This is a genomic window from Paraburkholderia sp. HC6.4b, from assembly GCF_014200875.1.
Taxonomy (GTDB): domain Bacteria; phylum Pseudomonadota; class Gammaproteobacteria; order Burkholderiales; family Burkholderiaceae; genus Paraburkholderia; species Paraburkholderia tuberum.
In genome coordinates, this window is sequence record NZ_JACHDC010000033.1 from 26,268 (window position 1) to 40,376 (window position 14,109).

Below are 14,109 nucleotides of genomic sequence, written 5' to 3' on the forward strand. Positions count from 1 at the left end.
GCCATCACGCGTCGACGATCACTTCGAAACCGCCATAGATTAGCCGCTGACCGTCAAAAGGCAGCGGATCTTTTTCCGGTTGCAGCCGTTGGTCGGCCATCACCGCTTTCATCCCTTCGTCTCGCGACTGACGCGACGGCCAGACAACCCAGGAGAACACCACCGTCTCATCATCCTTGCGCTTGATCGCCATTGGGAACGACGTCACCTTGCCCTCTGGCACGTCATCTCCCCAGCACTCGACCACCTTCAACGCACCGTACTCCTTGAAGACGGCCGCCGCTCTTTCGGCGAACTGCCTGTAAATTTCGCGGTTGGCCGTAGGTACGGGGACAACAAATCCATCGATGTAATTCATTTGCAATCTCCTTGTTTGCACACGCACAGTAGGTGCCGGTTGGCAGCGCATCGCAACACGGCCGCCCATACGCACGACGAGCGGGGAGTCAACAAATCGACAATAGTCGCGTCCCTTTGCTCTGATAGCCTGCGGCTCTATCTGAATGCGCTGCCCGATTCTGGCGAAGCAACGAAATGCCCCGGCGTCACGCCGACCGCGCGCCGAAAGTGTCGGCCAAGGTGACTTTGATCGAAAAATCCGACTTCGGCAGCGACCTCACAGGGCGGGACGCCGTCACGCAATAGCCGTTTAGCGTGCTGAATTCGCACCAGACACACATAGCGATGAGGCGAAATACCCACCTCTTTGCGAAACAGGGTGGCGAAGCGCGAAACACTCAACCCGGCGGTGCCGGCGAGCGTCGCGAGGCTGACGGGCTGCGCGAACGAACTCTCGATAAAAGCCACGGCCCGCCTGATCGCGCGCGACATCGCCACGGTCCTGTCGCCTGCGCAGTCGTAGAAGACTCCGGTCATGTTCTATCCCCTCGCGCTACGTTTTCGTAGCGGCATCAGACCCGCACCGTGCCAGACCGCGCGAGCACGCTCGCCGTAGCAGCACCGTCGGGCGGCCCGCTCTGGTACCGCTCCAGTTCCGCTTCGCTGCGATGGCACAGCACCTGCGCGCCGCTCGCGAGCGTGCGCACGCTCGGCGACGTGCGATTGCAGACACCGTCGATGCGCATCGGGCATCGCGCGAGAAATGTGCAAAGCTCCGGCTCATGAGTCGACTCACCGATCGGCGGCAATGTCTGATGACAACGCTCGCCCGCTTCTTCGAGCCAGCCGGCGCGAAGCTCCGGCGCCGACGACACGAGCAGATGCGAATACGGGTGATACGGCGGCGCCGACAACGCGTCGCGGTTGCCCGTCTCGACGCGGTGCCCCGCGTACAGCACGACGATGTCGTCGCTGATCGCACGCACCTTGGCGATGTCGTGCGTGATGAACAGATATGACACGCCGAGCTTCTTTTGCAGATCGCGCAGCAGCTCGAGAATGGCAGCGCCGACCACCGTATCGAGCGCGGACGTGACTTCGTCGCACAAGATCAACTTGGGTTCGGCGGCCAGCGCCCGCGCGAGATTCACGCGCTGTTTCTGCCCGCCCGACAGCTCTCCGGTGCGCCGCTGCGCCAGCTCGGCAGGCAGGCGCACCAGGCCGAGCAGTTCGGCGACGCGGCGCCGCGCGGCCTCGCCCTTCATGCCGTGATAGAACTTCAGCGGACGCGCCAGCGTGCGCTCGACGGTGTGCGTCGGATTAAGCGCGGTGTCGGCGTTCTGGAACACGATCTGGATACAGCGAAACTGTTCGCGGCTGCGGCGGCTGAGGTTGGCGGCAAGCGGCTCACCGTCGAGCAGCAGATTGCCGCGCGCCATCGGCACGAGCCCGGCGATCACCTTCGCGAGCGTCGTCTTGCCCGAACCGGATTCGCCGATCACGCCTACCGTCTGACCACGATCGATCACGAGGTCCACGTCGCGCAGAATGACCTTGTGCGGCCAGCCCTTCGCGTCGGTGCGGCCGTAGCCGGCCGTCAGACCGCGCAGTTCGAGCAGCGGCGTGTTCGGCTGGGCTGCGTCGGGAGCCGCCGAGGTGCAGGCAGCCGGGGCGACGGGCGTCACGGCAGCAATCAGGCTCTGCGTGTACGGGTGCGCCGGCGCATGCAGAATCTGTTCAGTGCGGCCCGTTTCGCGGATTTCACCATTGCTTAGCACGACGATTCGATCCGCCATCTGCGCGACCACCGCCAGATCGTGCGATACGTAGACGGCCGTCATTCCGCATTGGCGGATCACGCTGCGAAACGCTTGCAGCACGTCGATCTGCGTGGTGACGTCGAGCGCCGTGGTCGGTTCATCGAGGATCACGAGTTCGGGGTCGGTGATCAGCGCCATCGCCGCCATCAGCCGCTGCAACTGGCCGCCCGACACCTGGTGCGGGTAGCGCCGGCCGATCGTCTCCGGCTCCGGCAGCGCGAGCGCGCGGAACAGTTCGACCGCTTTGGACCGCGCGGCGCGCTTGCTGAGCGTGCCGTGAATCAGCGCGCTTTCGATCACCTGGTCCATGAGCGGGCGCGCCGGGTTGAACGCAGCGGCCGCGCTTTGCGCGATGTAGGCAACCTTGCGGCCACGCAATCCCGCGAGCGCTTTCGACGAGAGCCCGAGCACGTCGGTGTCGCCCACCCGGATCGCGCCGCCCGCGATGCGGCAGCCGCTGCGTGCATGGCCCATCAGCGACAGTGCGATCGTGGTCTTGCCCGAGCCCGACTCGCCGATCAATGCGAGCACCTCGCCGCGCGCAATCCCGAAGTCGATGTCATGCACGATCGTCGTATCCGGCTCGCCGGGCCGGCTTCCCACCACGCGCAGCCCCCGTACCTCGACCAGATTCGAAGGGGGTAGCGGCGCGGTCCTCGAGATGGCCTCAAAGGCCGCGTGAGCACGTCTGAAAAAGGGTGCCTTCATCAGTGGCCTCCATCGGCATCAGGCATGCCCTTGCGGCGGCCATGATGCGGCAGTCCGTCGATCAGCAGGTTCACGCCGACCGTGAGGATCGCGATTGCGATCGCGGGCAGGATCACGACCGGCACGCCTTCACCGAGGCCGGCGATGTTCTCGCGTACCAGCGAACCGAGATCGGCATACGGCGGCTGCACGCCGAGACCGAGAAAGCTCAGGCTGCTCAATAGCAGCACGACGAAAGTGAAGCGCAGTCCGGTGTCGGCGAGGATCGGATGAATCATGTTCGGCAGCATCTCGAAGCACGCGATGTAGAGCGCGCTTTCGCCGCGCGCCCGCGCGACCTGCACGTATTCGAGCGTGCCGATATTGACCGCCAGCGAGCGGGCGATCCGGTACGAGCCCGGCATGTAGCTGATCGCCGCGGTCACGATCAGCAACGGCAGTGACGAGCCGAACGCGGCGACGATCATCAGCGCGAACATCTTCGACGGAATCGACGTCACCGCATCGAGCAGCCGGCTCATGGTTTCGTCGATCCGGCGGCCGGCCACGGCCGCCAGCAGTCCCAGCATGGTCCCCGTGAGCGCCGCGAGCAGCGCCGCCGCCAGCGCGAGCACGACCGTCAGGCGCATCCCGTAGATGATGCGGGTCAACATGTCGCGACCCAGGTAGTCGGAGCCGAACGGCAGCTTCGCGCTGAAGCCCGCGAATACGTCAGGCGTGAGGATCGCGCCGATCGAATGCGGCGCGAGCCACGGTGCGAACGCCGCGACGAACAACGCGCAACTGACCATCGCCAGGCCGATCCAGCCGCCGGTCGACAGGTTCATGCGTTGCGCGAGGCTGCGACGGCGCACCGGTCGAGGCGCCGGGCCTCCGCCGCCGCCCCAGGACCGCGCGGGATCGGCGCCCTCCGGCATCATGCTGCTGCGTTGCACCGGTTCGAGCGCACCGAGCCGGTGAGGCGCATCGGAAGAAGGTCGAAGAATCGTCATGTCCGCAGCCTCGGGTTCGAGATGATGGCGCACAGGTCGGCTAGCAGCACGAGCAGCAGATAGCCGAGGCAGAACAGCAGCGTGCAGGCCTGTACGAGCGGGAAGTCGCGGTTGCTGACCGCGTCGACCATCAGGCTGGCGAGGCCCGGGTAGTTGAAGATGGTCTCGACGACGATCACGCCGCCAAGCAGATAAGACAGGCTCAGCGCGATTGCATTGGCGATCGGGCCGATCGCATTCGGCAGTGCGTGGCGCAGTACCACGCGGGCGGGGCTCGCGCCCTTGAGCATCGCCATTTCCACATACGAAGAACTGAGTTGCTCGATCACCGCGGCGCGTGTCATGCGGGCCATCTGCGCGATCACGACCGCGCACAGCGTGACGACCGGCATCGCATACGCGCGCAGAAAGTCGTGCAGGCTCTCGATCTCACCGCTGTACGACAGCGCTGACAGCCAGTGCAGCTTGACGGCCAGCACCAGCACCGCCAGCGTCGCGATCAGGAACTCGGGCGTGGCGACCAGCGACAGCGTACCGAGGCTCACGATCCGATCGATCAGCGAGTCGCGCTTGACTGCCGCGAGAATGCCCGCCGACACCGCGATCGGCACCGACACCCCGGTGGTGATCGCCGCGAGGGTCAGCGACTTCGGCAGGCGCCCTTCGATCATCTCGGACACCGGCAGATTGCTCGACAGCGACACGCCAAAGTTCGCGTGCAGCAGACCGACGAGCCAATGGAAGTACCGCAGGTATGCCGGCTGGTCGAGGCCGAACTGCAGCCGCAGCGCCGCGACCGTATCCGGCGTCGCCGACTGGCCGAGTGCGGCCTGCGCGGCATCGCCCGGCAACAGGTTGGTGATCACGAAGATGATGATCGAGACAATCAGCAGCGTCAGCGCAGTGACGGCGACGCGCCGGCCGATCAACTGGGCGATATTCCCGTTCATGGGCATGAGCTCCTCGGTTAGGCTGCGCGACACGGCGAGTCATACATGAGCCGTGCCGCTCGGGCGCGCTGCGGCTGCCTGCCGCGAGCGGCGCGGCGGGGGCCACCCGCCGCGTCCGGGCGCTTCAGCGGGTCAGGCGTTCCACCACACGTACTCGGCGAAGTTGAAGCCCATCATCGCGCCGGTAGGCACGGGCTGGAGCCCTTGCAAGTGCTTGTCGTTCGCATCGAGCAGGCTCAGGAAGGTCGGGATGCCAATGCCGCCCTGCTCCGATACCAGCACCTGCATGTCGCCGTACATCTGCTTGCGTTTCGCATCGTCGGTTTCCGAGCGGGCCGCGGCCAGCAACTGGTCGAACTTCGGGTTGTTCCAGCCCGACTCGTTCCACGGGGCGTCCGACTTGAAGAACTGCGTGAACAGCACATCGGCGCTCGAGCGCGGATTGACGTTGCCGAACCCGAGCGGATGCTTCATCCAGTGCGTCGACCAGTAACCATCCGCCGGCACGCGGTTGATCTCCAGGTTCACGCCGATCTTCGCGGCGGACTGCTGCAGCAGCACACCCATCTCGATCGAGCCGTTCGCGTCGGTCGTCGCATAGATCGGCGGCAGCGCCGTACCGATTGCTCCGGCTTTCTGGAAGTGGAACTTCGCCTTGTCCGGATCGTGCGGGCGCTGCGGCAGCGACGCATTGAAGTAGCGGTGTCCGGGCGGAATCGGTTGATCGTTGCCGATCACCGCATAACCGCGAAACACCGCCGAGCGGATCTGCTCACGGTCGAACAGATACTTCATGCCCTGCACGAAATCGGGGTTGCCCGTCAGCGGGTTGTCGCGGCGCATGATCAGATCGGTATAGAGGCCCGACTTGGTCTCGCGCACCTCGTAGCCCGGCGTCGCGGCAATGCGCTGCGTCGCGCGCGGATCGACGGAATTGATCAGGTGAACATCGCCGGACAGCAGCGCATTCACCCGTGCCGCGTTATCGCCGATACCGATCAGCTCGATCTGGTCGAGGTAAGGTCCGCCGCCGGTCTTCCAGAAACTGTCGTTACGGATGCCGACGGTCGAAACGCCGGGCTTGAACGTCTTCAGCTTGTACGGGCCGGTGCCGACGGCCGTCGTGAAGTCCGTCGTGCCGTCCTTGATGATCACGAATTGCGGCGTGGCAAGAATCACCGGCAGGTCCGCGTTGGCGGACGCGAGCGTCAGCGTGACTTCGTTGGGACCGGTCTGCTTCGCCTCCACGAACTGATCGGCCAGCGTCTTCACCTTCGACGCCGTTGCCGGATTCTTGTGACGCATCAGCGAGTAGACGACATCGGCGGGCGCGAGTGGCTTGCCGTCGTGGAACGTGACGCCTTTGCGCAGTTTGATCACCCACACTTTCGCGTCGCTGGTGTCGATCGATTCGGCGAGATTCATCCTCGGCGTCAGCGACGAATCGAGCTGCGTCAGGCTGCTATAGAACATGAAAAAGCGGATGTAATCGGAGCCTGCCGAACCCTTGGCCGGGTCGAGCGTATCCGCGGTCGAGGATGCGTCGTAGGCCACCCGGATCTTGCCGCCTTTCTTCGGCGTGGGTGCCGCGAATGCCGGGCGAGCCCCCGCCAGCAGACCTCCCGCGCCGGTGGCAAGGATGCCGCCGGCGGCCAGCAAACGCATCATGTCACGGCGGCTGAAGCCGCCCGTTTTGATTGGGTCGTCGTACATGCAACTGCTCCTCACTCGGGATTGAACGCGGGGTATCCAGCATTGGTGTTCGACGGCGCTCCGCGTGCTGGTCGCGGCGCGGTGGCATTGCATGAATCGATTTAAGCACTGCAAAAAATGGCGTTGATCGCGTATCGGTGGACTCGACCATTCGAAAACATGGTTTTGAGTGGTCAAAACAGCATGATTTGCCGCTCCTGGCGTTGACCCTGATGTTCTGGACAGGACGCCTCCCCACGATGAGAAGTTCGTACTAGTCAATCACCGGGCAACGTGCAACAGTCGCGGCACGGCCGACTATTCACGGAGCGCCCCGTGTCCGATCCAACGCCTCACGCACGTTTCACCTACAGACGCCTGACAGCCGACGACATCCCTGCCGCTCAACGCCTGTCCGCCGCGATCGGCTGGCCGCATCGCCGTGAAGATTGGCGGTTCTCGGCGCGCACCGGGATCGGCTTCGTCGCCGAGACGGCGGGCGCGCTGGTCGGCACCGTGGTCTGCTGGAAGTTCGGCGCGGATCAGGCGACGCTGGGCATGCTGATCGTCGCGCCGGAGCATCGCGGCGTGGGTATCGGCCGCACGTTGCTCGCGCACGCGCTCGACGAGCTTGGCAAGCGTGACATCACGCTCTATGCGACCGAGGCTGGCCTGCCGTTGTGCGACGCGCTCGGCTTCGAGCGCTGCGGCGCGCTCGACCAGATGCAGGGTGCGGCGTTCCGGCCGCCGCTCGTTGCACTGCCCGCCAACGAGCGGCTGCGCCCGCTCGGGGCGAGCGACACGCAGCAACTCGTCGCGCTCGAATCACGCGCTAGCGGCCTCGATCGCAGCCACGTACTGCCGCCGCTGCTCGATCTGGCCGACGGTATCGCGCTCGATCGCGACGGTGAACTACTCGGCTTCTCGCTGTTCCGCCGCTTCGGACGCGGCTTCGTGATCGGCCCCGTCGTCGCCAGCGCGTTTCCCGACGCCGTGCGGGCCAAGGCGCTGATCAGCCATTGGCTCGCGCTGAACGAAGGCGCGCTGTTGCGCATCGACGTGCCGCACGGGCACGGCCTGCGCGAGTGGCTAACCGGCCTCGGTCTCGCACGCTCGGAGACGGTCGTGAAGATGCGCCGGCTTGCATCCGCGCCAGCCGATGGCGAGTCGAGCCGCGCCGACCCGGGGCTGCATCAGTATGCGGTGATCGCGCAGTCGCTCACCTGAGCCAGGTGAAGCCACGCTGAACCGGAACCCGCTGCACCGCGGCGCCTCTCTCTTCCACACGCAAACACGGTCGCTCATGCACGGCAGCGTTGGGGTTCGCCCTGCTATTAAGCACGCCCAGCAGAAAATGCTGTCTGCGGGGTGAAAAACGCTGCGTCGACGCTCTTTAGGCTTTTTTTTGGCTGAACGGCACGCATACGGCTGTCGCTACTATCGAGGGGTGACTCTTACCTGATCGCCACGTGCGGGGAACCACCATCATGTCAAACTCATCGCTGATCGACGCCGACCGCAAGCACCTGATTCACCCGGTCATCAACTATCGCGCGCACGAAGCGCGCGGCACCACCGTACTCGAATCCGGCCAGGGCGCGTATCTGCGCGATATCGACGGCAACGAACTGCTCGACGCATTTGCGGGCCTGTGGTGCGTGAACGTGGGTTACGGCCAACAGAGCATCGTCGAAGCGGCGACGCGCCAGATGATGAAGCTGCCCTACGCGACCACCTACTTCCACTTCTCGTCGGAACCCGCGATCGAACTGGCCGAAACACTGGTGTCGCTTGCGCCCGCTTCGCTGCAGCACGTCTATTTCACGCTCGGCGGCTCCGATGCGATCGACTCCGCGATACGCTTCATCACGCATTACTTCAATGCAACGGGGCGCCCGGCGAAAAAGCAGATGATCGCGCTCGAACGTGGCTATCACGGATCGTCGTCGGTCGGCGCGGGGCTCACTGCGCTGCCCGCGTTCCACCGCAACTTCGACCTGCCGCTGCCGCACCAGCACCATCTGCCGTCGCCGTATGCGTACCGTCAGCCGCAAGGCAGTGACGCGCAAGCGCTGATCGCCGCATCCGTCGCCGCGCTCGAAGCGAAAGTCGCTTCACTCGGAGCGGAGCACGTCGCCGCGTTCTTCTGCGAGCCGATCCAGGGTTCGGGCGGCGTGATCGTGCCGCCGGTCGGCTGGTTAAAGGCGATGCGCGACGCGTGCCGCCGCCTCGACATCCTGTTCGTCGCCGACGAGGTCATCACGGGCTTCGGTCGTACCGGCCCGCTCTTCGCGTGCGAGGCCGAACAGGTCGAGCCGGATCTGATGACGGTGGCGAAGGGGCTGACCTCCGGTTATGCGCCGATGGGCGCGGTGCTGATGTCCGACGAAATCTACCAGGGCATTGCAGGCGATGCGCGCGATACCGCCGTCGTCGGTCATGGTCAGACCTACTCCGCGCATCCGGTGAGCGCCGCCATCGGGCTCGAAGTACTGCGTCTCTATCAGGAGGGCGGTCTGCTCGCGAACGGCATCGCGCAGGCACCGCGCTTTGCCGCCGGGCTCGACGCGCTGCTCGCTCATCCGCTGGTGGGCGACTCGCGTCATCGCGGGCTGCTCGGCGCGCTGGAACTGGTCGCGGACAAGAACTCGCGGGCACGCTTCGATCCGTCGCTGAAGCTGCCGGACCGGATCACGGCCGCAGCCTACCGCAACCGCCTCGTGTTCCGCGCATTCGGCGACAGCATTCTCGGTTTCGCGCCCGCGCTGTGCTTCGGTGAGACCGAGTTCGAACAACTGTTCGGCCGTCTGCGGCGCACGCTCGACGACGTGCTCGAGCAGGCGGAGGTGCGTGCCGCATTGCGCGGCGCGAGCCGCGCGGCCGCCTGAGCGCGTGATAACATCGGCCTGCGCGTTGCTTGACCAAGGCGAAGCGCAACGAAGCGAAAAGCAGAACCTTCGACGGGCAGACCGATACATGACGACAAGCGGCGACACGAAGCTGGACCGGATCGACCTGCGTATTCTTTCGCAACTCCAGAAGAAAGGCCGTATCACGAACGTCGAGCTTGCGGACGCCGTGGGGCTCTCGCCGAGCCCCTGTCTGATTCGCGTGAAAAGGCTTGAAAAAGCCGGCTATATCGTCGGCTACGGCGCACATATCCAACTGCAGAAACTCGGTGACGTGCAGATCGTGTTCACCGAGGTCACGCTCGCCGACCATCGTCGCGAAGACTTCGCCAAGTTCGAGGCGGCGATCCGTCCTGTGGACGAGATCATTGAATGCCATCTGGCGAGCGGCGGCTACGATTACCTGCTGAAGTTCGTCACGCGCAGCGTCAATCATTATCAGAGCGTGATCGAAGGGCTGCTGGAGCGCGACATCGGCATCGAGAAGTATTTCAGCTACGTCATCATCAAGACGCCATTCGTGAAATCCGAATACCCGCTGGAAACGCTCTTCTCGCAGCAGCATCAATGAAGCGGTGACGGTTTCGGCTACGCGCAGCCGGCCCGATCGGGTCGAATGCATTCGAAGCCACCGGCGCGACGCCGGCGGCCTGTCGACTTGCAGTCAACCATTCGCGCTCAGCCATTCCCCCGGCGTTCTGCCAAGCACACGTTTGAAGTGCCGGCATAGATGGCTTTGATCGAAGAAGCCCACCTCGGTCGCGACGATCGACGGCGGCAAGCCTCGTCGCAACAGGCACTGCGCATGCCGTACGCGCACTAGCCGCACATATTGCTGCGGCGACACGCCAATCTCCGCGCTGAAGCGCACCGCAAACCTCGAAATGCTCAACTGCGCGACGGCCGCCAGTTCGGACAGGCTGATTGGCTCGGCGAAACAGGCATCGATGAAGTCGAGCGCACGCTGCACGGCGCGGCTCACGCGATTCGGCGCGCGCGTCGGATGACGGCTCGCGCCCGCAAGCTCAGGCGTGGATGATGACGAAGTTGGGCTCAGGCTCAGCATCGACGCTCCGCTCACGCAACGCGCGACGTGGGCGGCACTGTCGGTGCCGTCTCCCGACTGGTCGCGAAGCGGCGGATGTCGAACGGCTCGAGCGGCGTGCTGGTGGCGCCGGTGTCGATCAGTTCGGCCATCGTGTCGCCTACGCCCGGACCAAGCTGAAAACCGTGGCCGCAAAAACCGAACGCATAGAACAGGCCGCTGGTCGTCCCGCTTGCGCCCATGATCGGCTTGTCATCGGGCATATAGCCCTCCACGCCGCTCCACACCCGGATGATGCTCAGCTTGCGCAGCATCGGCGCGACCCGCTGCAGCTGTCTGAACTGCAGCAACGTGCTTGACGGGAGAACCTTCGCGCGGCGTTCGTCGAGATACGCAGGCGCACGCGCGCAGCCGCCGATCACGATATTGCCGCGCGCGACCTGGCGGAAATACACCACCTCTTCGATCTGCGGCGACGACACGCCGACCACCGGCTGGATCGCATACGGCACGGGTTCGGTAACGGCCATCTGTGGACCGTTGACGGCGATCGGCACCGCTTCGCCAAATTGCTCCGACAGCAGGTTGCCCCACGCACCCGCCGTGATCAGCAGCACGGGCGCATGAAACGTGCGGCCGTCGGCGCTCGTGGCGCGAAACTCGGCGCCCTCTTTTTCCACCGTCACGACATCGCAGTTTTCGACGATCTGCGCACCGAGCCGAGCCGCGGCGCGGGCGAACGCGGGCGCCGCGAGGCGCGGATTCGCGTGCCCGTCCATCTGCGAATAGGAGCCCGCCAGCACCTCCGCACCGAGAAACGGAAACCGCGCGCGCAGCGCGTCGCCGCGCAACAGGTCGAGCTTGAGACCGTAGTGCGCGGCCTCCTTCGCATAGGTTTCGAACTGGTCGGCCTGCTCTTCGCGATAACAGACGCGGACATGGCCCGACATCAGAAACTCGGCGTCGTGCTGGATCAATTCCGGCAGACGCCCCCAGATTTCGCGCGAACGGTTCGCCAGCGGCAACTGCGGCAGAAAGCGCCCTTGACGGCGCACGTTACCGAAGTTGGTGCCGCTCGCCTGCTGCCCGACGAGCTGGCGCTCGAGCAGGATCACCGAGCGGCCCCGCTGCCTCAGAAAAAATGCGGCGGACGCACCCATGAACCCGCCGCCCACGATCAGAACATCGGCTTGTGCACGGTTCACTCGGTATCCTCCACGGTTGCGATGGCCAGCGGCTTGACCGGCGCCTGTCCACGAAGTCTGCCAACCTGCTCGAGCGGCACGTTCGCCGCCGCCGCGATCACCTCCGCACCCGCATGGCCGCAGTAACGTCCCTGACAGCGCCCCATACCGACACGGCTAAAGGCCTTGGCACGGTTCGCTTCCTGCGCGCCTTCATCGCGCACCACGCGGCGCAGTTCGCCCGCGGTGATGCCTTCGCACCGGCAAACGATCGTATCGTCGGACAGACGCGCCGCCTGCGCGGCAGGCCACGCAAACGCCTCCACGAGACCGAGTCGGAAGCGATCCATTTTGCGCTGTTCACGCGTCAACGCGTCGAGCGTGGTCGCCGCAACGGGCCGCCCGAGATCGCTCAGCGCAGCGTGGGCCGCGAGCCGTCCGGCGACCTCGGCGCCGTCCGCGCCGAGCACGCGCGCGCCATCGCCCGCGATATAGACGCCCTTTTCGCTACTGCGACCGAGTTCGTCGATTTGCGGCACCCATTGCCGCGTGATCGCGTCGAACCGGAACGCACAGCGCGCGAGATCGGCAAGCTGGGTTTCCGGCCGCAGGTGATAGCCGAGACCGACCGCGTCGCATTCGACCTGCGCGACGTTGCCGCGCGCATCGCGAAAGCGTACGCCAAGCACGCCGTCGTCCGGAGTGCCGAGAATTTCGAGCGGCTCGATGCCGTTTTCCACCCGCACGCCTGAGCGCTTCAACGCGCTCACGAGCGCGCGGCCCTTGCGCAATACGTCGACGCGCGCCAGCAATTTGGGCAGCGCGCGCAAGCGCGCACCGGTCTTCGACGTGTCGAGTACTGCCGCTACCCTGGCGCCCGCCTGCACATACTGGTTCGCGACCAGATACAGCAATGGGCCGGTACCCATGAAAACGACCTGACGGCCAATCGCGCAGGCCTGCGACTTCAGCGCGATCTGCGCGGCACCGAGGCTGTAGGTACCGGCGAACTGCCAGCCTTTGACCGGCATCAACCGGTCGGTCGCGCCGGGGCACAGGATCAGCGCGTCGTAGCGCAACACGCTCGCGTGCCCTTCATGCACGATATGCAGCTTGCCTTGCGCGACGTTCCACGCCAGCGTCTGCGGACGGTAATCGATCTGCGGGCGCAGTCGCTCGAACGTTTGATGGAGGTTCTCCGCGCGCGCGGCTTCCGTGCCGTACAGCTTCGAATACGGCCGCGTGAAGCCATCGGGCTGACGCCGGTAGATCTGGCCGCCATCGCGCCTGCCTTCGTCGACGACGATCGGGCGGATGCCGGCCGCCAGCAGCGTTTGCGCGCAGCGCACCCCTGCAGGCCCTGCGCCGACGATTACGATGCGAGGTTCGGCCATTGCGCCTCCGGTTGCGTCGTGACGACGCGCATGCCTGCTTCGACCACCGTGGTGCAGGCGCGCAGCCGCTCGCCGTCCGCGGTCCATACCCAGCAGTCCTGACACGCGCCCATCAGGCAAAAGCCCGCGCGTTGTTCCGCGCCGAACTCGGACTGCCGCACATGCCGCACCGAGCACAGCATCGCAGTGAGCAGCGTGTCGCCGGCCAGCGCTTCGACCGGCGCGCCGTTGATCGTCAGTTCGACTTTGGCGCGAACCGTCTCGCCTACGCGTACGAATCTGCCGTTCATGCCGCGGCTCCTGCCATACCGTCGGGCGCGACGTGAGCGTCGCTGCGATTGGTCAGCACGTGGCGCAGGAACTCGCGGGTGCGCGCCTCGCGCGGCGAGCCCAGCACCTGCTGCGCCGTGCCCTCCTCGATGATGAGTCCCGCGTGCAGAAAACACACCCGGTCTGCCACCTCACGCGCAAAGCCCATTTCGTGGGTGACCACCAGCATCGTCATGCCTTCCCGTGCAAGGGTGCGCATCACGCCGAGCACTTCGCCGACCAGTTCTGGATCGAGCGCCGAGGTCGGCTCGTCGAACAGGATCGCCTTCGGCTTCATCGCGAGCGAGCGCGCAATCGCCACCCGTTGCTGCTGCCCGCCCGAAAGCTGATGAGGATAGGCGTGCAGCTTGTGGCCGAGCCCCACCTTGTCGAGCAGTTCAGACGCTTCGCGTTGCGCGTCCGCGCGCGCGAGGCGCTTGACATGCACCGGCCCTTCCATCACGTTCTCGAGCGCCGTACGGTGCGGGAACAGGTTGAAGCGCTGAAACACCATGCCGACCTGGGTGCGCAACTGGTTGATGTTACGCGCGCGCTGTTCGACGCGCTCGCCGAGCAGACGAATTTCGCCTTCGTCGTATGACTCCAGCGCGTTAATGCAGCGCAGCAGGGTTGACTTTCCCGAGCCCGACGCACCGATCAGGCAGACCACTTCGCCCTGGCGGACGTTGAGCGAAATGCCCTTGAGAACGGGTACGGTGCCAAAGCTCTTGTGCACATTCGTGATTTCGATCATCGCATCCTCACTT

The 14,109-nt window shown here is 65.2% G+C and carries 14 protein-coding genes; 3 read left to right on the plus strand and 11 right to left on the minus strand.

Annotated elements, in window-relative coordinates; translation table 11 throughout:
• Nucleotides 1-4: 4 nt before the first annotated feature.
• The 6 genes from HDG34_RS36260 to HDG34_RS36285 form a co-directional block, all read right to left on the minus strand.
• Nucleotides 5-358: a DUF1428 domain-containing protein gene (locus HDG34_RS36260; protein WP_184068194.1), complete on the minus strand. Its 354-nt coding sequence runs from the start codon at nucleotides 356-358 to the stop codon at nucleotides 5-7.
• A 137-nt stretch (nucleotides 359-495) separates the two neighbouring features.
• Nucleotides 496-831 carry a helix-turn-helix domain-containing protein gene (locus HDG34_RS36265; RefSeq protein ID WP_409259726.1) on the minus strand — a complete coding sequence of 112 codons (336 nt, stop codon included), beginning with the start codon at nucleotides 829-831 and terminating at the stop codon, nucleotides 496-498.
• An 80-nt stretch (nucleotides 832-911) separates the two neighbouring features.
• The gene (locus HDG34_RS36270; protein WP_260321449.1) at nucleotides 912-2,867 is read right to left on the minus strand and encodes an ABC transporter ATP-binding protein; all 1,956 of its coding nucleotides are present in this window, start codon (nucleotides 2,865-2,867) and stop codon (nucleotides 912-914) included.
• The gene (locus tag HDG34_RS36275; RefSeq protein ID WP_090811125.1) at nucleotides 2,867-3,859 is read right to left on the minus strand and encodes an ABC transporter permease; all 993 of its coding nucleotides are present in this window, start codon (nucleotides 3,857-3,859) and stop codon (nucleotides 2,867-2,869) included. Before HDG34_RS36275 ends, HDG34_RS36270 begins: the two co-directional genes overlap by 1 nt.
• Nucleotides 3,856-4,809, minus strand: coding sequence for an ABC transporter permease (locus HDG34_RS36280; RefSeq protein ID WP_184068197.1), 954 nt, complete (start codon nucleotides 4,807-4,809; stop codon nucleotides 3,856-3,858). The genes HDG34_RS36275 and HDG34_RS36280 overlap by 4 nt, the downstream gene beginning before the upstream one ends.
• Before the next feature lie 132 nt (nucleotides 4,810-4,941).
• A complete protein-coding gene (locus tag HDG34_RS36285) occupies nucleotides 4,942-6,522 on the minus strand; it encodes an ABC transporter substrate-binding protein (protein ID WP_184068202.1) in 1,581 nt (526 codons plus the stop codon).
• 315 nt (nucleotides 6,523-6,837) lie between these two features.
• On the opposite strand from HDG34_RS36285, the gene HDG34_RS36290 reads away from it, so the two are divergent.
• From HDG34_RS36290 to HDG34_RS36300, 3 genes are all read left to right on the plus strand, one after another.
• Nucleotides 6,838-7,728, plus strand: coding sequence for a GNAT family N-acetyltransferase (locus HDG34_RS36290; RefSeq protein WP_184068204.1), 891 nt, complete (start codon nucleotides 6,838-6,840; stop codon nucleotides 7,726-7,728).
• A gap of 260 nt (nucleotides 7,729-7,988) precedes the next feature.
• Nucleotides 7,989-9,389 carry an aspartate aminotransferase family protein gene (locus HDG34_RS36295; protein ID WP_184068207.1) on the plus strand — a complete coding sequence of 467 codons (1,401 nt, stop codon included), beginning with the start codon at nucleotides 7,989-7,991 and terminating at the stop codon, nucleotides 9,387-9,389.
• 88 nt (nucleotides 9,390-9,477) lie between these two features.
• Complete coding sequence (locus tag HDG34_RS36300) at nucleotides 9,478-9,981, plus strand: Lrp/AsnC family transcriptional regulator (RefSeq protein ID WP_090811115.1); 504 nt, start codon at nucleotides 9,478-9,480, stop codon at nucleotides 9,979-9,981.
• Nucleotides 9,982-10,074: 93 nt separating this feature from the next.
• Here HDG34_RS36300 and HDG34_RS36305 read toward each other — a convergent pair whose 3' ends face one another.
• From HDG34_RS36305 to HDG34_RS36325, 5 genes are read right to left on the minus strand one after another with little or no spacing between them, the layout of a single operon-like run.
• Nucleotides 10,075-10,476 (minus strand): helix-turn-helix domain-containing protein, encoded by a 402-nt coding sequence (locus HDG34_RS36305; protein WP_184068210.1) that lies wholly within the window; start codon nucleotides 10,474-10,476, stop codon nucleotides 10,075-10,077.
• Nucleotides 10,477-10,487: 11 nt separating this feature from the next.
• A complete protein-coding gene (locus HDG34_RS36310; RefSeq protein WP_184068213.1) occupies nucleotides 10,488-11,660 on the minus strand; it encodes an FAD-binding oxidoreductase in 1,173 nt (390 codons plus the stop codon).
• A complete protein-coding gene (locus tag HDG34_RS36315) occupies nucleotides 11,657-13,033 on the minus strand; it encodes an NAD(P)/FAD-dependent oxidoreductase (protein ID WP_184068216.1) in 1,377 nt (458 codons plus the stop codon). The genes HDG34_RS36310 and HDG34_RS36315 overlap by 4 nt, the downstream gene beginning before the upstream one ends.
• Nucleotides 13,012-13,323, minus strand: a complete 312-nt coding sequence (locus tag HDG34_RS36320; RefSeq protein WP_184044624.1) for a (2Fe-2S)-binding protein — start codon at nucleotides 13,321-13,323, stop codon at nucleotides 13,012-13,014. Before HDG34_RS36320 ends, HDG34_RS36315 begins: the two co-directional genes overlap by 22 nt.
• On the minus strand, nucleotides 13,320-14,096 hold the full coding sequence (locus tag HDG34_RS36325; RefSeq protein ID WP_184005824.1) for an amino acid ABC transporter ATP-binding protein: 777 nt from the start codon (nucleotides 14,094-14,096) through the stop codon (nucleotides 13,320-13,322). Before HDG34_RS36325 ends, HDG34_RS36320 begins: the two co-directional genes overlap by 4 nt.
• Nucleotides 14,097-14,109 lie beyond the last annotated feature (13 nt).